At 47.3% G+C, this 21,536-nt stretch carries 17 protein-coding genes and 1 tRNA gene; all 18 read left to right on the forward strand.

The features are described 5' to 3' along the window. Nucleotides 1–4 precede the first annotated feature (4 nt). The 18 genes from DVG79_RS02300 (at nucleotide 5) to hemL (ending at nucleotide 21,286) form a co-directional block, all read left to right on the forward strand. On the forward strand, nucleotides 5–511 hold the full coding sequence (locus DVG79_RS02300; protein ID WP_114595295.1) for a metallophosphoesterase family protein: 507 nt from the start codon (nucleotides 5–7) through the stop codon (nucleotides 509–511). A 66-nt stretch (nucleotides 512–577) separates the two neighbouring features. Further along, a tRNA-Arg gene (locus DVG79_RS02305) sits at nucleotides 578–651 on the forward strand. Nucleotides 652–765: 114 nt separating this feature from the next. Continuing rightward, on the forward strand, nucleotides 766–1,278 hold the full coding sequence (locus DVG79_RS02310) for a hypothetical protein (RefSeq protein WP_233494507.1): 513 nt from the start codon (nucleotides 766–768) through the stop codon (nucleotides 1,276–1,278). A 21-nt stretch (nucleotides 1,279–1,299) separates the two neighbouring features. Next, the gene (locus DVG79_RS02315; RefSeq protein WP_114595297.1) at nucleotides 1,300–2,322 is read left to right on the forward strand and encodes a hypothetical protein; all 1,023 of its coding nucleotides are present in this window, start codon (nucleotides 1,300–1,302) and stop codon (nucleotides 2,320–2,322) included. A gap of 108 nt (nucleotides 2,323–2,430) precedes the next feature. After that, on the forward strand, nucleotides 2,431–3,723 hold the full coding sequence (tig, locus tag DVG79_RS02320) for a trigger factor (protein WP_012371016.1): 1,293 nt from the start codon (nucleotides 2,431–2,433) through the stop codon (nucleotides 3,721–3,723). Nucleotides 3,724–3,956: 233 nt separating this feature from the next. Continuing rightward, on the forward strand, nucleotides 3,957–5,222 hold the full coding sequence (gene clpX, locus DVG79_RS02325) for an ATP-dependent protease ATP-binding subunit ClpX (protein ID WP_026827787.1): 1,266 nt from the start codon (nucleotides 3,957–3,959) through the stop codon (nucleotides 5,220–5,222). 71 nt (nucleotides 5,223–5,293) lie between these two features. Next, nucleotides 5,294–7,603: an endopeptidase La gene (gene lon, locus DVG79_RS02330; RefSeq protein ID WP_114595298.1), complete on the forward strand. Its 2,310-nt coding sequence runs from the start codon at nucleotides 5,294–5,296 to the stop codon at nucleotides 7,601–7,603. A 1-nt stretch (nucleotide 7,604) separates the two neighbouring features. Then, nucleotides 7,605–8,186 (forward strand): ribosome biogenesis GTP-binding protein YihA/YsxC, encoded by a 582-nt coding sequence (gene yihA, locus DVG79_RS02335; protein ID WP_012371013.1) that lies wholly within the window; start codon nucleotides 7,605–7,607, stop codon nucleotides 8,184–8,186. A 149-nt stretch (nucleotides 8,187–8,335) separates the two neighbouring features. Next, entirely contained in the window at nucleotides 8,336–11,383 is a 3,048-nt protein-coding gene (locus DVG79_RS02340; protein WP_114595299.1) for a hypothetical protein, read from the forward strand. Then, nucleotides 11,384–12,136 (forward strand): response regulator, encoded by a 753-nt coding sequence (locus DVG79_RS02345; protein WP_114595300.1) that lies wholly within the window; start codon nucleotides 11,384–11,386, stop codon nucleotides 12,134–12,136. It begins immediately after the preceding gene. Further along, the gene (locus tag DVG79_RS02350; protein ID WP_114595301.1) at nucleotides 12,133–13,155 is read left to right on the forward strand and encodes a HEAT repeat domain-containing protein; all 1,023 of its coding nucleotides are present in this window, start codon (nucleotides 12,133–12,135) and stop codon (nucleotides 13,153–13,155) included. Before DVG79_RS02345 ends, DVG79_RS02350 begins: the two co-directional genes overlap by 4 nt. Next, complete coding sequence (locus tag DVG79_RS02355) at nucleotides 13,142–14,590, forward strand: glycosyltransferase family 2 protein (RefSeq protein WP_114595302.1); 1,449 nt, start codon at nucleotides 13,142–13,144, stop codon at nucleotides 14,588–14,590. Before DVG79_RS02350 ends, DVG79_RS02355 begins: the two co-directional genes overlap by 14 nt. A gap of 25 nt (nucleotides 14,591–14,615) precedes the next feature. Further along, nucleotides 14,616–15,764 carry an AI-2E family transporter gene (locus DVG79_RS02360; protein WP_114595303.1) on the forward strand — a complete coding sequence of 383 codons (1,149 nt, stop codon included), beginning with the start codon at nucleotides 14,616–14,618 and terminating at the stop codon, nucleotides 15,762–15,764. A gap of 203 nt (nucleotides 15,765–15,967) precedes the next feature. Beyond that, nucleotides 15,968–17,308 (forward strand): glutamyl-tRNA reductase, encoded by a 1,341-nt coding sequence (hemA, locus tag DVG79_RS02365; protein ID WP_114595304.1) that lies wholly within the window; start codon nucleotides 15,968–15,970, stop codon nucleotides 17,306–17,308. 82 nt (nucleotides 17,309–17,390) lie between these two features. Continuing rightward, on the forward strand, nucleotides 17,391–18,317 hold the full coding sequence (hemC, locus tag DVG79_RS02370; RefSeq protein WP_114595305.1) for a hydroxymethylbilane synthase: 927 nt from the start codon (nucleotides 17,391–17,393) through the stop codon (nucleotides 18,315–18,317). Next, nucleotides 18,283–18,993 carry a uroporphyrinogen-III synthase gene (locus tag DVG79_RS02375; RefSeq protein WP_233494508.1) on the forward strand — a complete coding sequence of 237 codons (711 nt, stop codon included), beginning with the start codon at nucleotides 18,283–18,285 and terminating at the stop codon, nucleotides 18,991–18,993. The genes hemC and DVG79_RS02375 overlap by 35 nt, the downstream gene beginning before the upstream one ends. Then, entirely contained in the window at nucleotides 18,990–19,979 is a 990-nt protein-coding gene (hemB, locus tag DVG79_RS02380) for a porphobilinogen synthase (RefSeq protein WP_114595307.1), read from the forward strand. Before DVG79_RS02375 ends, hemB begins: the two co-directional genes overlap by 4 nt. Continuing rightward, nucleotides 19,976–21,286, forward strand: coding sequence for a glutamate-1-semialdehyde 2,1-aminomutase (gene hemL, locus DVG79_RS02385; protein ID WP_114595308.1), 1,311 nt, complete (start codon nucleotides 19,976–19,978; stop codon nucleotides 21,284–21,286). Before hemB ends, hemL begins: the two co-directional genes overlap by 4 nt. Nucleotides 21,287–21,536 lie beyond the last annotated feature (250 nt).

A 21,536-nucleotide genomic window follows, 5' to 3' on the forward strand; every position in this document is an offset into this window, starting at 1 on the left:
TTAAATGAAAGCGTTAATCGTAAGTGACAGCCATGGTCTCGATCAGGAACTATTGACGATATTCAACCGCCACCAAGAAGCGGATGTTGCCTTTCATTGCGGTGATTCCCAACTGACAAGAGATGCCGAATCGTTATACCCCTATCGTGTTGTGAAAGGGAACTGTGATTATGGGAATGATTTTCCAGACGACGTCGTTGAAGAGCTAGGACCGTTTCGTGTCTTATGTGTTCATGGACACCGGCAAGACGTCAAGTACAGTCTTGATCAATTGGTTCACCATGCTGATCAGAAAGCGGCAGCAATCGTCTTATACGGTCATTCGCATGTCGCGAAAGCCGAGCAGCGGGACGGGAAATTATTTATCAATCCGGGCTCGATTCGGATGCCACGTCATCGCCCGGAAAAGACATATGCCTTGTTGACAGTAGAAAACAATCAATTCGCAGTCGACTTTTATGATCTGACAGGCGAAAGAATTAATGCCTTACATCTCGACGGGACACTTTAAAAAGAGTTTTTACGAATGTGATTGACACGAAAGAATTGTTTTAGTATAGTTTATTCGTGTTGACACGTCTCAATAGCTCAGCTGGATAGAGCAACGCCCTTCTAAGGCGTCGGTCGGGGGTTCGAATCCCTCTTGGGACACTATAATTAAAATAGAGACTTCCCTTATGAGGGAGGTCTCTTTTTTTTATCCATTTTTTCGGGTATACTTAAGGTATCATGAACTTGAAAGGGATGATAAGGATGTTAAAGAGAATGAGTGGAATCCTCGTCTTGACAGTGGCTTTAGCCGGCTGTAGCGAGGTTACGGATACAGTGGATAATGCAAAACAGCAAGTGACAGAGGTAAAGAATAGCGTCGATTATGCAGGTCAGTTGCAAGACATTGCCAAGGATACGTCGCAAGTGACATCTGAGTTATCGACGAAATTGGACCAAGCGGCGACAGAAGCACGCGATGCGGCGAATCCGGAACAAGCCCTGGATCAGCAGATCGAACAATTAAAAAATGATGGAACGGTTCAACAGTTAAACGAAGAATTGAACCAGATTGATGAACGGCTTGCAAATTTAGACAGTCCGCCAGCCGAATTGAAAAACTTAAGTGAAAAACTTGAGCAGTACGTGAATCAATCGGAAGACATCACACGATTGTTGGAAACGGATGTCTCCTTGGATACACTTAACAAAATGGGGATCGAACAGGCAGGGCAATTACAGGAGGCCATCTCGAACTGGACGTCTTTGCTTGACCCGTTCACAAAGTAAGACAGATATGAAAAAGGTGGGATGACTGTGAATCAGTCGCAATCACGTTGGATGGAACAACCGTTGGAAGACGAACGCAAGCGGCTCGCCGGTTTAAGCCAAGACGAGTTGGCAGCTGAGATCGGGCAATTGGAGGACTTGAAGACAGAAGAAGACGTTCTCTATGTACTCTACACGATTCAGGAAGCTTTTTTGACAACTGAACATGGTGTGGAAGCTTATTTACAAATGACAGATCCTTTTCTGGATGTAGACGGTGTCGAACAACTTATCGCGCTGTTCATGTATGAAAAGGGAGAGCGGTATTCGTTTAACATGGCTTTAAGGACGGCCTCTCCCTATCTTCCTTATGGTCTTGCATTAAAATTAGACGAAATGGCCCAGTCGCTTTCGCGTAAGAAGGGGAATGCGCGGCAAACGGATGATTCCTCCTATGTGAAGATCCGTGAGACATCACCTTTGGACGCAGACGAAGGTGACTGGGTCGAGCTTTACCGGCTCGGGACGATGGAGGAACAGTTTCGTTCGATCGGACAAATCGATGTAAGAACGAATCCTTCTTTCGTCCACTATATCGTTGATGACTACTTCACGGGAGAAGATGTCAAAGAACAGAGTGTTCTCGTCATTCAGGCGTTCCTTCCACAACTGCCTCAGCATGTGGATCTGTTTCCGGTGCGGATATCCATTCCGTCCATCCGGGTAGAGTATGTCTTTGAAAATCCGGATCAACTCGACAGACATGTGGCGAGACAGGCGATGGAACTACAGGCTTTTAGTGAGGAGACGTTTAAGTTAAAACGAATGGATCCGTTCAAGGCACTGTTGTTCATGAATTGGTATCAAATCGTCTTTCCAAAAGAAACACTGGAGAGGGATGACGGCTGGCAGAAGTGGTTGGAGGCGGTCGATGAATTGGCAGAACTCGACTTCATTTCGGAAACACCACCATCCGACTTGAGTGAACAAGCTGAAAAGATTTATCAGGCTGTTCATTTCGTGTTGCCGGAAGGGAAACAGTATGAGCAGGCATTACTTCTCTAATTCAAGAGAATGCCTTGTTCAACAGTGGTAATCCTCAGAACGATTGTGCTATAATGTGACTTGTTGTACACACACGTACGCTAATTGACATTTTTGGAGGGACTCAGCATGACTGCAAAATGGGAAAAACAATCAGGTAGCCTCGGCGTTCTCACGTATGAAGCGCCTGCTGAAGCATTTGATAAAGCGGTAGACCAAGCGTTCAAAAAAGTCGTTAAGACATTGAACACACCAGGTTTCCGTAAAGGAAAAATGCCACGCGCAATGTTTAACAAAATGTACGGCGAAGAAGCACTTTACCAAGATGCACTTGATATCTTATATCAAGACACAATCGAAGGTGCTGTCGTCGAATCTGGAATCGAGCCAATCGCGCTTGATAACATCGACGTTGAAACACTCGAAAAAGGAAAACCAGTTGAGTTCAAAATCACATTCGTGATTGAGCCGGACGCAACACTCGGTGAGTACAAAGGTCTTGAGTACACAGCAGTCGAAACAGACGTTACAGACGAAGATGTCGATGCTGAACTCAAAACAATGCAAGAACGCGGTGCAGAGCTCGTCGTTAAAGAAGACGGCGCGATCGAAAATGGCGATACAGTCGTATTCGACTTCGCAGGTTTCGATGGTGAAAACCAATTCGACGGCGGTACTGCAGAAAACTACTCACTCGTCATCGGGTCTGGAAACTTCATCCCAGGATTTGAAGAGCAGATGGTTGGTCTTAAATCAGGCGAGCAAAAAGATATCGACGTCACGTTCCCAGAAGAGTACCATGAAGCATCACTCGCTGGAAAACCAGTCGTATTCAAAGTAACAATTCACGAAATCAAAGCACAAGAACTTCCTGAATTGACAGATGAGTTCGCTAAAGAAATGGACGAAGAAGTTTCTTCTCTTGATGAGTTGAAAACAAAAATCCGCACACGTCTTGAAAACACACGCAAACAAGAAGCAGATGCTTCAATGCGTGATGAGTTGGTTGAAGCAGCGACTAAAAACGCAACAGTCGATCTTCCAGAAGTCATGGTTGAAAACGAAGTTGAACGTATGGTCCAAGAATTCACACAACGCATTCAGTCACAAGGAATTGACCTTAACATGTACTTCCAGTTAACTGGAACAACTGAAGAGGCGATGCGCACTGAAATGAAAGAACAAGCAGAAGAGCGCGTTAAAGCTCGTCTCGTTCTTAAACAAATCGTTGCAGATGAAAAAATCGAAGTCACTGAAGAAGAAGCGCAAGCTGAACTTCAATCGATGTCTGAACTCTACAACATTCCTGCAGATCAACTCGAAACGATGCTTGCACCACAAGGCGGATTGGATACACTTAAAGGTGATCTTCAGTTCCGTAAAGCAATCGACGTTCTCGTTGACAACGCAAAAGCAAAATAAGCAAACAACCGAACAGGATCGACTTCAAGACCAATTTCTGGTCTTGAAGTCGATTTTTTTGTACGATAGGTCAAACAAGGACAAACAAAATTATATTTTTCAAATCAAACTGTAAAACGCTCATCCAAGATTTGAAAGAGTTTCCTTGTTCATGCTACAATCATAAATAGTAAAACGTGAGAATAGATGCGAAACGGATCTATACAAATTCCACGTTAAAGGGGTGGACCTTTATGTTTAAATTTAACGAAGAAAAAGGTCAGCTAAAATGTTCTTTCTGCGGAAAGACACAAGAACAAGTGCGCAAACTTGTTGCTGGACCTGGCGTATACATTTGCGATGAATGTATCGAACTCTGTAATGAGATCGTCGAAGAAGAGCTTGGTACAGAAGAAGAAGTCGAACTGAAGAACGTACCAAAACCGCATGAAATCCGTGCGACTTTAAATGACTATGTCATCGGACAGGAAAAAGCGAAAAAATCGTTGTCTGTCGCGATGTACAATCATTATAAACGGATCAATGCTGGTGGACGTGCTGACGACGTAGAATTGTCTAAATCGAACATCGTCATGATTGGACCGACTGGTAGTGGTAAAACACTCCTCGCACAAACGATGGCCCGTATTCTGAATGTTCCGTTCGCAATCGCGGATGCAACAAGTCTGACGGAAGCCGGATATGTCGGGGAAGATGTTGAGAACATTCTTTTAAAACTCATTCAAGCTGCTGACTATGATGTCGAAAAAGCAGAAAAAGGTATCATCTACATCGATGAAATCGATAAAATTGCCCGTAAATCTGAGAATCCATCAATCACACGTGATGTCTCAGGTGAAGGTGTACAACAAGCGCTTCTGAAAATCTTAGAAGGTACAGTTGCGAGCGTTCCGCCACAAGGTGGCCGGAAACATCCGCATCAAGAATTCATTCAAATCGATACGACGAACATCTTGTTCATCGTCGGTGGTGCCTTTGACGGGATCGACCAATCGATTAAACGTCGTCTTGGTAAAAAGGTCATCGGATTCGGAAACGATTCTGAGAACCGTAACCTGACGCAAAAAGAAATCCTTGCGGCTGCTTTACCGGAAGATTTGCAGAAATTCGGATTGATTCCGGAATTCATCGGACGTTTACCTGTCATGGCGACACTTGAGCCGCTTGACGAAGAAGCGCTCGTTCAAATCTTAACAAAACCGAAAAATGCACTCGTCAAACAATACAAAAAAATGCTTCAACTGGATGATGTCGAACTCGACTTCACAGATGACGCACTCGTTGAGATTGCGAAACTTGCAATTGAACGGAAAACAGGAGCACGTGGTCTTCGTTCAATCATTGAAGAAACGATGCTTGATATCATGTTTGAGATTCCATCACGTGAAGATATTGCGAAAGTCATCATCACAGCGGAAACGTTGACTGGAAAACGCGGTCCAACGCTCGAGTTGAAAGATGGCACAATTGAACATGGTAAAGAAAAAGAAACGGCGTAACACCGTGACAAATCGGCTCGGAGGCTACTTGTACGCCTTTCCGAGTCTTTTTGTTTAGGAGGAGATTTTTGATGAAGACAAAACAATATCCATTATTGCCACTACGTGGTGTCGTCGCATACCCATTAATCGGCCTGACGATTGATGTCGGGCGTCCTGTCTCGCTAAAAGCATTATTGGCGTCGAAAGAACATGAAATTGATCTGGTCGTCGTTACGCAACGTGATCCGGAAGCAGAACCATCTGTTGACGGCCTGCATACAATCGGTACACTTGTTCAGATTGCAAAAATGAGTGAGCTTGGCAACGATACGGTCCGCGTGCGGGTCATCGGTAAAGAACGTGTCCGGATTGATCAAGTAACGGAAACGGACGAAGGGTACCAAGCAAATATTGAACCGATTGAAAAAGCCGACATCAAAGGGGCGAAGCAGGAAGCGCTCGTCCGTCTGATCAAGGAACAGTTCGGGCAATTGGTATCACGCATCAAAGGAATCGGGACGGACGAACGGCGTCGTTTTGAAACATATGAACGACTCGACTCGTTGACGGATTATATCGCTTCGAAGTTACCGATCGACATTGCCAAAAAACAAGAATTCCTGGAAGAAAATGATCCGGTTGAACGCGGGGTCATGCTTCTTGATGTCATGAAACATGAATATGAAGTCGTCGAACTGGAACGCGAAATGCGGGAACGGACGAAAAAGACGATTGAACAGTCGCAACGTGAATATTATTTACGGGAACAACTGAAGACGATTCAACAGGAACTCGGTGGAGAAGCAGTCTCGGCGGAAAGTGACGCTGTAAAATACAAAGAAAAATTAGCAATGCTTGATTTGTCGGAAACGGCAGTCGTTAATATCGAAAAAGAAATCAACCGTCTTTCCGTCGTACCGGCAACGAGTCCGGAACATGGTGTAATCCGGAACTACTTGGAGTGGTTCTTTTCGCTTCCCTGGAACGAAGCGACCGACGACTTCCTGAACGTCGAAGCCGCATCGGAACAGTTGGATGAAGATCATTATGGATTGGAAAAAGTGAAGGAACGGATTCTTGAATACTTGGCGGTCCGACAGTTGACCGATTCGTTACGCGGACCGATTTTATGTCTGGCCGGTCCTCCGGGAGTCGGGAAGACGTCGCTGGCACGGTCGATTGCTACAGCGCTCGAGCGCAAATTCGTTCGTGTCTCACTTGGTGGAGTCCGTGATGAAGCAGAAATCCGAGGGCACCGCCGGACCTATATCGGAGCCATGCCCGGCCGCATCATTCGCGGCTTGAAACAGGCCGGAACGAACAACCCGGTCTTCCTGCTCGATGAAATTGATAAGATGGCAAACGATTTCCGGGGCGATCCGTCTTCAGCGATGCTCGAAGTGCTGGATCCGGAACAAAACAACAGTTTTTCCGATCACTATATCGAAGAACCGTTTGATTTATCAAACGTCCTGTTCATTGCGACCGCAAATGATGTTTCCAATATTCCGGGACCACTGCTTGACCGGATGGAACTGATTCAAATCGGCGGCTATACGGAACAGGAAAAAACAGAGATTGCCATCCGGCATTTATTGTCAAAACAATTAAAAGAGCACGGCCTGAAAAAAAGTCAGCTGACGGTTAAACCGGATGCCTTACAAGAGGTCGTGCGGCGGTATACACGAGAAGCTGGTGTGCGGAGTTTAGAGCGTGTCATCGGTGCGTTATGCCGAAAAGCGGCGAAACAAATCGCGATGGGCGAAAAGAAACGGGTCACGGTCACAAAACGTAATTTACCTGACTTTTTAGGCAAACCGATTTACCGTTACGGTCAAAGTGAACTCGAAGATACGATTGGCGCGGTGACCGGTTTAGCGTATACTGCATTTGGGGGCGATACACTGACGATTGAAGTGAGTCTCGCTCCAGGTAAAGGAAAATTGCAGTTAACGGGGAAATTAGGAGATGTCATGCAGGAGTCGGCTCAAACGGCGCACAGTTTCGTTCGGGCGAATGCGGAAGCATTTAAGATTGATCCGAATTTTTATGAGACACAAGACATCCACATTCACGTTCCGGAAGGTGCAGTCCCGAAAGATGGTCCTTCGGCAGGAATTACGATTGCGACAGCATTGATTTCCGCCTTGACGAAACGCCCTGTGCGGCGAGATGTCGGGATGACCGGAGAGATTACATTACGGGGACGTGTCTTGCCGATTGGTGGTCTGAAAGAGAAGTCACTCGCCGCGCATCGTGCGGGTCTGACGACGATTTTGATGCCGCAGGACAATACACGTGACATCGATGACATTCCGGAAACGGTCCGGGACGGCATTCGCTTCATACCGGTCGCAACAATGGATCAAGTGCTCGAACATGCATTAAAAGGAGAGTAACATGAAAATTTATAAAGCAGATTTTATTACGAGTGGTGTCAATCCGGAGCATTATCCGGAACCACTCCTTCCAGAGGTGGCACTCGCCGGACGTTCGAACGTCGGAAAGTCGTCGTTCATCAACAAACTTGTTCAGCGAAAAGCACTCGCCCGCACATCATCAAAACCGGGTAAAACTCAGACGTTAAACTTCTTCAATATTAATGATGAAGTCATGTTTGTCGATGTACCCGGCTACGGATATGCGAAAGTTTCAAAAACCGAGCGTGAGGCATGGGGCAAGATGATGGAAAAGTATTTCACGACACGTGAAATCTTAAAAGGGGTAGTCCTCCTCGTCGATATCCGTCATGAACCTTCAGCAGATGATGTTATCATGTATGATTTCCTGAAATACTACGATTTATCGGTCATCGTCGTAGCAACCAAACTCGATAAAATCAAGCGTGGTCAACGTGATAAACAGATTGCGGCGATTAAACGGAAATTACAGTTTGACGGGCAAGACACATTTATTCCCTTTTCTTCGGAAACAGGTGAAGGTGTCGACGCAGCATGGGAAGCCATCTACCGTCACTTATAATGCAAATGACTTGAAACGACTGCCTAACGGTAGTCGTTTCTTTTTTTATCCAAAATATACCTTTCAGAAATAAGCAGTTCCCATATATGCGATAGATTGTTTTCACGTTACAATAGAAAAAAACAAAAGTACGGAAGGGACGTGTAAAGATGAAGCGATATAAATGGATCGCAATGATAATTGTCCTTCTGATTTTGACACCGCTATTGATTTGGTTTGTACAAAAAGAACGTATGTTAAACGTGGTCTTATTTGATTATACAGTGGGAAAACAGCAACGGGAGCATGCAGGAACGACCTGGTTATTGAATCATTTGAAAATCACGAAGGATGAAGGAAAGAATTATACATACGCGGATTATGTAAACCGTTATGACGGGACGCAAGGCGAAACGATGCTCAAACAAGCAGCCAAGGCGGATGTCCTGTTGTTTACGGACACGTACGGGAAATCCTATACGGTCGATGGTAAGGAACAACATCGTGGCGGACTGACGGCTGAGGATGTGGCACTGGCGACAGACGCGATTTCAAAAGGAAAGACAGTCGTCGCAGAGTTTAATACAGCAGCCAGCCCGACGCCATCCGATCGCTCCAATGCGTTTCGGCAATTGTTTGGTACGGCATGGACAGGATGGATTGGACGCTTTTTCCCGGACTTGACGAAATTACAGGGACTCGATCAGACGGTCATCGATAAATTGAAGCTTCAGGCAAAAGATAAAACATTTAAATTGTCCGGACCGGGTTATGTCTTTATCAACGATTCGACGGAAGAAGTCTTTTTCGTCAATGATGAGACACCTCTTGTATACACATGGGATAAAAACCAGGGCCAGGCGAAGGATGAAGTCCGCTACAATTACTGGTTTGAAGTGTTGGAGCTTGACGGTGGCGAACAACAGGCGCATTTCTCTTGGAATCCGTCAAAGAAAACACAAGCCATGTTGCGTGAACGACAATTGCCACTGGAATTCCCCGCATACGTCAAACAGGGTAGCGGTCATTATTTTGCAGGTGATTTCACAGATGTGGCCGATATTCCCCGCTACTATCGTTATGCCGGTCTTGACTGGTTCCGCAAGCAATTCATTTTGGATAGTGCAGACAGCGAGACCGCCTTCTTTTGGAAAGTCTATGCACCGACCATCAGTCGTATCTTAAAGGAAACGAAAGTCGTAAAACAGCAGGCGGTACAAGTTAAGCCGTTAGCACAAACAAAAGTCAACAATCAGACAGTCCGGACACGGGCACGCTCTGGCCAGGATACACTTGAGATGTATCAAGACGGAAAATGGAAACCGTATTTCGTTAAAGGGGTGAACGTTGGACTCGGTCGTCCCGGTGCTTTCCCTGGAGAACACGCCATCAGCCGGAATGAATACGACCGGTGGCTGAAACAGATGGGCGAGATGGGCGTCAATACGATCCGGATTTATACCCTGCATCCTCCCGCTTTTTATGATGCGTTAAAAGCTTACAATGAAACGGCAAAAACACCGATTTATTTAATGCAGGGCATGTGGGTCGAAGAAAAACCGTTCGAGGAATTAAAAAATGCCTTTGAACCGAAATTTTTGAAGATGACGGATACGGAAGCGAAGCGGATGGTCGACGTGATTCACGGGAATGCGGTCGTCAAAGAAGTTGTCGGTCATGCTTCCGGAACCTATACGTCAGATGTTTCGCAATACGTCTCGGCATTTGTGTTCGGGATTGAATGGTTACCGGATGCCGTCATCGGAACAAACAAAAAGAATAAAGGACTTCGGTACGACGGAAAATATGTGACGACGACAAAAGAGGCATCTCCGTTCGAGTCGTGGTTAGCCGGTCGGATGGATGCTGCGACGCAACATGAGCTCGACACGTATAAAACGACCCGGCCGATCGCAGCAACGAACTGGCCGACGACGGATCCGCTTTCACATCCAGAGGAAGTGGAAGAAGAACAGGATTTAGTATCGATTGATTTCAATCATATCCAGGCCACAAAAGACTTTGCAGGCGGCGTCTTTGCCTCGTACCATATTTATCCGTACTATCCATCGTTCATCAAGGAAGAATTTGGACGGAAAGGGGATACCGGCTCAGAGTCGTACAGCCGGTATCTTAAACGGATGAAAGACTATCATGATATGCCGTTACTTGTTTCCGAATTCGGTATTCCGAGTTCGCGCGGTAAAACTCACCTTGGACCGAATGGATTTGATCAAGGGCATGTCAGTGAAGAAAACCAGGGAAAACTTGTGGCGAAGTTGTATCAAGACATCGTTGAAACGAAAATGGCCGGCGGACTCGTCTTCATCTGGCAGGATGAATGGTTCAAACGGACGTGGAACACGATGGACTACGATGATGCCAACACGCGTCCGCGTTGGTCAAATGTTCAAACGAGCGAACAGCATTTCGGAATGCTCGGTTTCTTAAGAGCCGATATTACGATTGACGGAAAAATGGATGACTGGAAAGGGTATGCGCCAGTAGCGAAAAACGACGATCAAGCCATTTACATGACATCAGATGAAGCCTATCTGTATGTCCGGATTGACCGGAAAAAAGCGGAACCGACGACACTCGCCTTTTCGACGAAACCGAACGATGGCAACTTACAAGTAGGACCGTTGAAACTGGAAGAAGGAGCAGAATATCGTTTAACGATTGCCGATCAAGCACGGCTGGACGTCGATGAACGGTATGACATCTTCCGCTACCATTACGGATTGAAAAAACCGTTTGAGATGGTCAAACCACCATCCGATCAACAAAACAGCGGAAACTTTAATCCGATTTACCAAATGCTCGACTATGCAAGACGGGACCCGGTCACTAAAAAAATCATCAAGCCGGCCGTGAAGTGGGACACCGGCATCTTACATGAAGGACCACCGGAAAGTATCTTGACCGATATCTCCGACATGAAGCGGAAACAAATCGAACTCCGGATTCCATGGATGTTAATGAACATGCGCGACCCAAGCAAACATGAAATCATCGGAGATTTTTGGAAAGACGGGCTCGAAGCGAAGATGATCACGGAAGGGATTGAAGTGACCGGTCAAATCGGGACGACACGAATTCCGGAAAAAGACCGTGGTTTTTACAATTGGTCGGAATGGACGAATCCGCAACAGCGTGAAGCGTTGAAACCGGTTTATCAAACGATGCAACAAGCATTTAAAGAAGGAGTGAGATAAATGCGCCGGGAAGAGATGTGGAAATTAATCAATGCAACAATCGAACCCATCGATCAAGAAACAAGCTCATCGCATATCTTGTCCGAACAGGACGTAAATGAGTCAACATCAGGAGTCATCTTCATTCATACAGTCGGTGTGATGCCGGAAACCGTCAATGATTTAATTCAAGAAGGGCGATGTGCGAGAACGGACGTGTCCTATGCGGATGTCATTCTCGCCAGTCGACCCGTTGAGGAAGAACGAATTCCTGTCGTCTATCTGAATCCGGACGTGAACGATGCCTTGTTCTACTTGCTTGAGAACGCACGGGAAATCGTTCCGGCTGATTTAGACAAGAATGTCCTGTTGGACCGGATCGTTCGGTATAAACGTGTTCAACGTGTCATCGATGCGGTAATCGTCACGGATGACCCGCATCTCAGACGATTGCTGGAACGCGAATTGACGAAAAACTTTGAAACCCTTTCCTTGTACGAACGGGCAGAAGTATTTTTGGAACAGCATGTGGCGACACGTCCGTATCTGTTGGTGTTCTCATCTGCACTCCCGCGAGCTGACGGACTTGAGTTATTGTTACGCGCGAAACAGGAAACCATCGTTCCGTTTCATGCCATCATGATTTCGATGTACAACCGGGAAAGAGACCATGTGCTGGCGATTGAGCGTGGGGTCGACGGCATCATGACCTTGCCGCTCAAAGTCGAAGAGTTTCGGGCATGGGTCAACAGACTAGAGGAGGTCCGCGGATGAAATGGATTTTAGGTTTCATCGTCCTTCTGGTCGTCCTGCAGATTGGAGCACTCGTGTACCTCGTGATTCAAAAACGCAAACGGGCCAAGCAGGAAGACAGCCGTTTGACATGGCAATTACATTTCCGGGACGAACTATATGATTTTGCGACAGGTGAACAATCTGACATGCCGAAAATCTTATCCGGAAACGAAGACTTGGTCGAGCTCGAACTGTTTGCCTTTACGAATCTGACAGCGACGGTTTCCCATCAAGAACGGGTCTACCAATACGTCGAAGCAAAGCTGTTGCCGTACTATCATAAACAAATCCGGCACCGGCGGATCGATCGTCGCTTGAACGCATACGAAGCAATTGCACAATTCCGCTTAAAGCCGGTCGCAACTGAACTGCATCAAAAGCTGCATAAATCATTATCGCGGGAAGAAGAAGATGTCATCATCCGGACGTTGGTTTCGATTGCTCCGGAACTGGCCATTGAAGAAGCGAAACAAAAAAGCGATATCAGTTTTTTTGGAGCCGTCCTGGCAGTCGGACGCAGCAAAGACTTAACATTGTGGATTCAAACGTTTGACGCGTTGACAGAACCCTTTCAGATGGCGATTCTCCAGTTGGTTTATGATCGTGACGAAACACAGTATGCAGAGCTGGCACGAACGAAAACGACAGATGCCAATCCGGAAATCCGGAAACGGGCACTCCGGGCGTTGACGCGTGTCGGTCTCGAAGAAGACTGGCAACTCTATATGCCCTATCTTGAGGATGAGACGAGTTGGGTCGAGCAGATGTTGGCCTTGCGTTTTTTAGAAAATGTGGCACCGAAAGAGTCCGTCGACTACATCCTGCCGTTTGTCGGCAGTCGTTCCTGGTGGGTGCGGACTGCAGCATTTGACGCCTTGCTTGCCTGTGGTGGTCTCGAACAGCTGGCGCTTGTCGCAAAAGATCATCCTGACCGTTATGCCAAACAAAAAGCGACAGAACGGTTAGCAAAGGAGATGAAACAACATGTTGTCATCTGAAATGATTCAAAATATCATCAACGTTTTATCCTGGACTGTACTGGTTTATATGATTCTCGTCATCATTTTCTATTCATCGTTGTATCTGATTTCGGCGCAAATGGTCCGGAAACAACGATTCAGACGGAAAGAAAGTTCCTATCTTCCGTTAATGCGTTCCCTTTATACACGACCGGTCAGTATCCTTGTCCCGGCTTACAATGAAGAGTATACGATTGTCACCAGTGTCCAGGCTCTGCTGGCACTCGATTATCCGGAACATGAAGTCATCGTCATCAATGATGGATCAAGTGACGGGACAATGGACGAACTGTTTAAGACGTACGAGTTGGAAAAGGAATTACGCTTTCCCCGGATTCTGATTGGATCGCAACCGGTCAAACAGGTTTACCGTTCCCGAATCGATGCCCGTTTGATCGTCATCGACAAAGAAAACGGGGGCAAGGCGGATGCCTTGAACGCCGGAATCGATTACTCGAGCTATCCGTACTTCTGTTCACTTGATGCAGACTCGATTCTTGAACGGGATGCTCTCCTGAAAGTCATGAAGCCGATTGTTGAGTCCGATGAAGATGTCATTGCGACGTGCGGTTCGATTTTCCTCGTTAACGGTTGTACGATCGAAGGCGGCGAAATCGTTGAGATTCGGACACCAAAACAACGGATTGTGTTGATGCAGATGATTGAGTACTTCCGTGCCTTCTTATTCGGCCGCCTCGGACTCAGCCGCTTTAATATGTTATTGATCGTTTCCGGCGCTTTTGGATTATTTCAAAAGTCTATCGTTGTTCAAGCTGGGGGCTACAAAGAAGGGCTGGTCGGCGAGGACATGGAACTGGTTGTCCGGCTTCACCGTTACATGAAAGAAAACAAGATTGATAAACGGATTGAATATGTTCCGTCACCGGTTTGCTGGACGCAGGCGCCGGAGACAATGGAAGTCTTACGCTCGCAACGGAGCCGGTGGCACCGTGGACTGGCTGAAACATTATGGACGCATAAGCGGATGATTGGTAATCCGCGCTACGGGTTCGTCGGAAGTGTCTCGATGCTCTACTTCTTTTTGATTGAATTATTGGGTCCGATCGTCGAACTGATCGGTTATTTCATCATTCCATTAAATCTCCTCGTCGGAACGCTTAATTTTGAGTTCGGGATCGTTCTGCTGACGGTGGCTCTGCTGTATGGCTCGTTGTTATCGGCCGGGGCTGTCCTGCTTGAAGAATGGACAATGCACCGCTTCAAAAACGTCAAGGAATTGATCCGATTATACCTGTGGTCACTGACAGAATCGTTCTGGTACCGGCCGATCCTTGTGTTTTTCAAATTGGGTGGGTTAATTCAGTTCATGACGGGACGCGGGCAATGGGGTAAGATGGAACGACAACGACTGGATGAAGTCGTAACAGAAGAAGCGAAAGAAAAAACAAGTTGATTGTAAACTCGTAGGAGGACTGTTCGTGGATTTACTTCGAAACAAATGGTTTAAAGCCTTACTTTGGATTTTAACGATATTCTTAGTCATCTGGGTCGGAACAAAAATCTCATTTTTATTTCAACCGATTAAAGTGATGTTAGCCCTGATTTTCCCACCGTTGATTATCGCCGGTATTTTTTATTACTTCACACTCGGGATTGTTGATACACTTCAAAAGCGAGTCAAGAAGCGGGGTCTTGCTGTTTTAATCGTCCTGCTCGGATTTCTCGGTGTCATCACGATTGCCGTGGCATCCATCGGACCGATTCTGGTGGAGCAAGTCTCCGATTTCGTAACGAGTATTCCGAATCTGGTCGTCGAACTGCGGGACCAGACGCTGAACCTCCGGGATCAGCTGATGAACAATCGACTCATTTCCAACTGGGTACATGAAAATACCGATTTGTTTGATAAATGGACGAATGAAGCGACATCTTATATTGGTACATTATTCAAGTCGGTGTCTACATCTGTCGGGACGATTTTCAGTGTCATTTCCTCTACCGTGCTGATTATCGTGCTTGTACCATTCATTTTGGTCTACATGTTACTTGACGGTTACAAGTTTCCGAACTCAGTCGTCAAAATTTTACCGAAAAGCTATGAAACGGAGACACGTAAAATTCTTCATGACATGCATGTGACAGTCAAACATTACGTGAACGGTCAAGTCATCGTCTCGTTGTGTGTCGGTCTCATGTCGCTGATCGGATTCTTCATCTCGGACATTCAATATGCGTTGCTACTGGCGCTGTTCTGTACGGTCACGAATATCATTCCTTATCTCGGACCTTATATCGGTGCTGTTCCTGCAGTCATCGTCGGATTCATCGATGATCCAATCAAAGCGCTCTACGCGATCATTACGATCGTCGTTGCTCAACAGATTGAATCGAATCTGATTTCGCCTTACGTTCAAGGGAAGACGTTGAAGGTCCACCCGTTGACCATCATCATCGTTTTACTTGTTGCCGGTAAAATCGGCGGGATCATCGGTGTCATCCTAGCGGTCCCGACCTATGCCGTAACCAAAGTCGTCGTTCAAAACATTGCCCGGATTTATCGTCTGCGCCAACAAAAGTTGGACGTCCAGATGGATGAGTCGCGGATCATTACCGATTCGACGAAATAAGAAATTCACAACCCTCTGCTGACGATGAAAGCAGAGGGTTTGTACTTTGAAGCTGAGAGGGATAAGGTAAGAAGATAAGTTTCACAACTTCGACTCATTTTAGTTTATAAATTGATTGGAATCTTTTTTATAATGGTTATAATGTAGAGTAGAGAACGAAAGATAGATGAGAATGAAATCTTTGGACGTAAGGGGTAGAGCGCATGCATATCGTAGTTGTCGGTTTAAATAATAAGACGGCGCCTGTATCAATCCGCGAACAAGTCTCATTTGGGGAACATGAGATGAAGGGAGCGGTCGTTGCGCTACGTGACGAAAAAAGTATTTTCGAAAGCGTCATCGTTTCGACATGCAACCGGACGGAATTATATGTTGTTACGGATCAGCCGCATACAGGGCGTTATTATACAAAACGTTTTCTGGCGAACTGGTTTGGTTTGACGATGGAAGAATTAGAGCCGTATTTGTTCATTCACGAGGGATTTGACGCGATGAAGCATCTGTTCCGGGTGACGAGCGGACTCGATTCGATGATTGTCGGCGAAACACAGATTCTTGGGCAAGTGAAGACAAGTTTCTTCACGGCACAAAAACTCGAGACAACAGGAACGGTTTTCAATAAATTGTTTAAAGAAGCGGTCACGCTTGCGAAACGCGCGCATGCTGAAACGGGAATCGGTGAAAATGCGGTGTCGGTCAGCGCAGCTGCCGTAACGTTGGCGGAACAGTTACTTGGATCGCTTGAAGACAAATCCATCGTGGTCATCGGTGCCGGAGAAACAGGCGAATTGACGACACTTAACCTGTATGAAGCGGGTGCCCGTGATATCACCGTCTTTAACCGGACGCTGGCCAAAGCCGAAGAAGTGGCGAATCGTTTCGAAGGATCCGCACATTCGATCAATGAAATGCAATGCGGTCTGCTTCGGGCTGACATCGTTATTTCTTCAACCGGAGCAAAACGGGCAATCATCAAACGTGAAGACATTGCTGCAGCACAATTGTTCCGAAGTGATCGTCCCTTCCTGTTGATCGATATCGCGGTTCCGCGTGATATCGAACCGACGGCAGGTGACTTGCCGGGTGTTCATTTATATGATGTCGATGATTTGACGTCGATCGTCCAGCAAAACATGGCAGAACGAATGAAAGAAGCAGCAAAAATCGAACGCCGGATTGAAGCTGCGATTGCCGAGTTCGAAGGGTGGATGACGACACTTGGTGTCGTTCCGATCATTACGGAACTCCGTGACCAGTCGCTTAAAATCCAGCAAGAGACGATGCAAAGCCTGGAGCGGAAGTTGCCGAACATGACAAGTCGGGAAAAAACCGTGATCGGAAAACACATGAAATCCATCATCAATCAACTGCTTCGCGAGCCATTATCCTACATCAAAGATGCAGCCGCAAAACCAGACGCCGATCAACGGATTGCGCAGTTCATGGATACGTTTGCATTAGACGAAGAACTGTTTGACAGTGCCGCTGAGGAAATGGTGTTACAGGAAGAAACAACAGCTGAACGGAAAGCTGTGAATCGGTGAACATAGACCGAATTGTGTTACAATAGAAAAGCATGGGGCGGACTTGTGCCGCCCCTTTATTATTGTACAGGGGGATTTCAGCATGCGAAAAATCATAGTAGGTTCACGTAGTTCAAAACTTGCGATGACACAAACGAAGTGGGTCATCGAACAATTGAAACAAGCAGGTGCACCATACGAATTCGAAATCAAGAATATCATCACGAAGGGTGACCGCATCCTTGACGTGACACTATCTAAAGTCGGTGGTAAAGGATTATTCGTCAAAGAAATCGAACAACAGATGATTGACGAAGACATTGATTTTGCTGTGCATAGCATGAAAGATCTCCCGTCTGAGTTGCCGACAGGGCTCATCATCGGCGCGACACCTGCACGAGTCGATGCGCGTGATGCCTTGATTACGACGACAGGCGGCGGACTGGACTCGCTTCCGGAAGGCGCGATCGTTGGAACAAGCAGCTTACGCCGCGGTTCCCAATTACTCAAATTACGTCCGGATTTAAAAATCGAATCGATTCGTGGGAACATCGATACACGTCTTGAAAAGCTGAAGACAGGTCCGTTTGACGGTATTCTGCTTGCTGCTGCAGGTCTTCAACGGATGGGCTGGTCGGATGAAATCGTTTCGGAATACATTTCAACGGATGATATGATTCCCGCAGTCGGACAAGGGATTTTGGCAATCGAATGCCGAGCGGATGATCAAGAAGTCCGTGACTTATTGAATTTGATCCACGATCAGATGACCGAAAAAGTAGCCTTCGCCGAACGTTCTTTTTTAGCGGCAATCGAAGGAAGCTGTCATGTACCTGTCGGTGGATTTGCGACAATCAACGAAGATTTGTCGACGACACTCGTCGGATTCCTCGGTTCAGTAGACGGACAACAAATCTTGCTTGAACGGGAAACATCACTTGATCCTATGCAACTCGGTCAAACGGTTGCGACGCGTCTTCTCGATGCGGGTGGCCGTGAAATTCTCGCATCTTTACCGGATGATTTATAAACAACTGGTCTTGACGGGGAGTCGGCAGCCGACTGCAGAGCAAGTGGCGCGTTTAGCGGCACAACAGATTGGAGTCGTCCATCACCCGGTCATCGAAACGATTCCTGTCGCCTTTCAATTGCCGACAGCATTAGATTGGCTGATTGTCACGAGTCCGACCGGCGTCGAACGTATCCAGTCACAGCTTCCGTCTTTGCAGGACACAAAGATTGCCGTCGTCGGATCGAAAACGGCGGCGGCATTAATCCGGCAGGGACGAAGACCTGATTTCATGCCATCCGCTTTTACTGGGGATGTGCTCGCCGAAGAATTACGACCGCTTCTCGAGACCGGTCAACGGATTTGTTTTGCCCGCGGGAACCGGTCACGTCAAGAACCGCTCGAACGATTAAGAAATGCTGTTGCGGCTGAAGTGTTGGAAGTCATCACGTACGAAACGAAGTTACGGAGGATTCCGCCTGATGTGCTGCAACGTGCTACGTATATTGGATTACAAAGTCCTTCGGCCGTCGAAGCGATTGCTCCATTTTGCAAGGGAACGACCGCGACTTATGTGACGATCGGACCAATCACCGAGCAAGCCGCCCGACGATCTGGTTTGGCACCGCTTTTGGTCGCTGCTGTCTATACGCTCGACGGACTGATTGACTGTATTTTAGAGGAGGAACTGTTATGAATACATTAGAATTCGCACGCCACCGCCGCTTACGCAATACAGCGTCATTACGCTCACTCGTCCGGGAAAATCATTTGCACAAATCCGATTTGATTTATCCGCTATTTATCGCGGAAGGGGACGACATCAAACGGGAAGTCAGCTCGATGCCGGGTGTGTTCAACTTATCACTCGATCATCTCGAAGCAGAAATTAAGGAAGTCGTTTCACTTGGTATTGAATCAGTCATCCTGTTCGGCGTACCGCACGATCATTTAAAAGATGAGCAGGGGACGGGTGCTTTTCATGATCACGGGATTGTTCAAGAAGCGACACGGCTCGTTAAAAAAGTCGCACCGCAACTGACGGTCATCGCGGATACATGTCTATGCGAGTACACGTCAACCGGACACTGCGGCATCGTCGCTGACGGAACGGTCGATAATGATGCATCACTTCCGTTGCATGTCCAAACAGCGGTCTCACAAGCACGTGCCGGTGCCGATATCATCGCGCCGTCTTCGATGATGGACGGATTTGTGGCAGCTATTCGCCAAGGACTCGATGAGAATGGCTTCAGCCATATCCCGGTCATGAGTTACGGCGTCAAGTATGCTTCCGCGTATTACGGACCGTTCCGTGATGCGGCAAACTCGGCTCCTGGTGAAGGCGACCGCAAAGGGTATCAAATGGATCCTGCCAACCGTCGGGAAGCGTTCCGTGAAGCAACAGCGGATGTTGATCAAGGTGCAGACTTCATGATCGTCAAACCGGCCCTTGCCTTTATGGATATCATTCGTGACGTCCGCGAACGCGTGGATCTGCCAATCGTTGCATACAACGTATCGGGTGAATATGCGATGGTCAAAGCCGCTGCATTAAATGGCTGGATTGATGAAGAGCGAATCGTCATGGAGACGATGCTTGGATTTAAACGGGCCGGTGCCGATCTAATCATCACCTATTTCGCGAAAGACATTTGTCGTTACTTGGAGGGGTCAAAATGAGCTTAACGAATCAGAACTCAAAATCAAAAGCGGCGTTTGAACGCGCCTTGCCGCTCATGCCGGGTGGCGTCAACAGCCCGGTTCGTGCCTATAAATCAGTCGGAATGACACCGATTTTCGCAGAACGGGCACAAGGGTCACGGTTATACGACATCGATGGCAAAGAATACATCGACTATGTCTTGTCTTGGGGACCGATGATTCTTGGTCATGCGGATCCGATCGTGACAGCAGCGATTCAGGAACAAGCGACACGCGGATGGAGCTACGGAACACCGACCGAAATCGAATCGGCAATGGCAGAAGTCGTCATCAGCCGTGTCCCGTCGGTTGAAGTCGTCCGGATGGTCAACTCGGGAACGGAAGCAACGATGGCGGCGCTTCGCCTCGCACGTGGTTATACCGGAAAAACAAAAATCCTGAAATTTGAAGGCTGTTACCACGGTCACGGCGATTCGCTGTTGATTAAAGCCGGATCAGGCGTCGCGACTCTCGGACTCCCGGATTCACCGGGCGTACCGGCACAAATTGCCAGCATGACATTGACGGTTCCATACAATGATATGGATGCGGTCCGGATTGCGTTTGAAAAACACGGAGATGATATCGCAGGAGTCATCGTTGAACCGGCAGCCGGAAACATGGGCTTCGTTCCACCGCAACCGGGATTCCTCGAAGGACTTCGCGAAATCACGGAACAGTATGGCACACTCTTGATTTTTGACGAAGTCATGACCGGTTTCCGTGTCGGCTTCAACTGTGCGCAAGGATACTTCGGTGTCACACCGGATATCACGTGTCTCGGTAAGGTCATCGGCGGCGGTATGCCGGTCGGTGCTTACGGCGGACGTCGCGATATCATGGAACAAATTGCGCCGCAAGGCCCGATTTACCAAGCGGGGACGTTATCAGGTAACCCGCTTGCGATGACAGCCGGTCTTGCGACATTGACGCAGCTGAAACCAGAACATTACGAAGAGTTTGACCGGAAAGCCGGTCGACTGGCGGAAGGGTATCTCGCAGCAGCAGCGAAATACAATATTCCGTTAACGACGAACCGGGCAGGCGCCATGTTCGGTGTCTTCTTCACGGATCAGCCGGTGACGAATTTCGAGCAGGCAAAATCATCAAATCTAGACATGTTCCGTTCGTATTATCAAAAGATGGCGGCACGCGGCATCTTCTTACCGCCGTCACAATTTGAAGGACTCTTCCTGTCGACGGTTCATACGGACGACGACATCGAGCAGACGATTGCAGCAGTCGAGCTGACGTTCAAGGAATTACAACTCGAATTTAATCGTTAAGCAGTTCTTGACGAGTTACGGACGTCTCGGATAAAATGAAGAAAGATTAATTTGGAAAACAGCGATGACGGGAAGAGTAGTCAATCAACGGACTGTTATGAGAGAACACATCCATGGCTGAGAGATGTGACAGGACGTCCTGATGAAGGTCACCCCACGAGCTGGTCTCGTAAGCGATAAGCAAGCGAGATCCGGATTGCCGCACGTTACGCGGGCTAGAGGGCACTCTGTAAAGAGTGAACTAAGGTGG

Origin of the sequence: Exiguobacterium sp. RIT594 (genome assembly GCF_003339585.1) — a bacterium.
Taxonomy (GTDB): Bacteria; Bacillota; Bacilli; order Exiguobacteriales; family Exiguobacteriaceae; genus Exiguobacterium_A.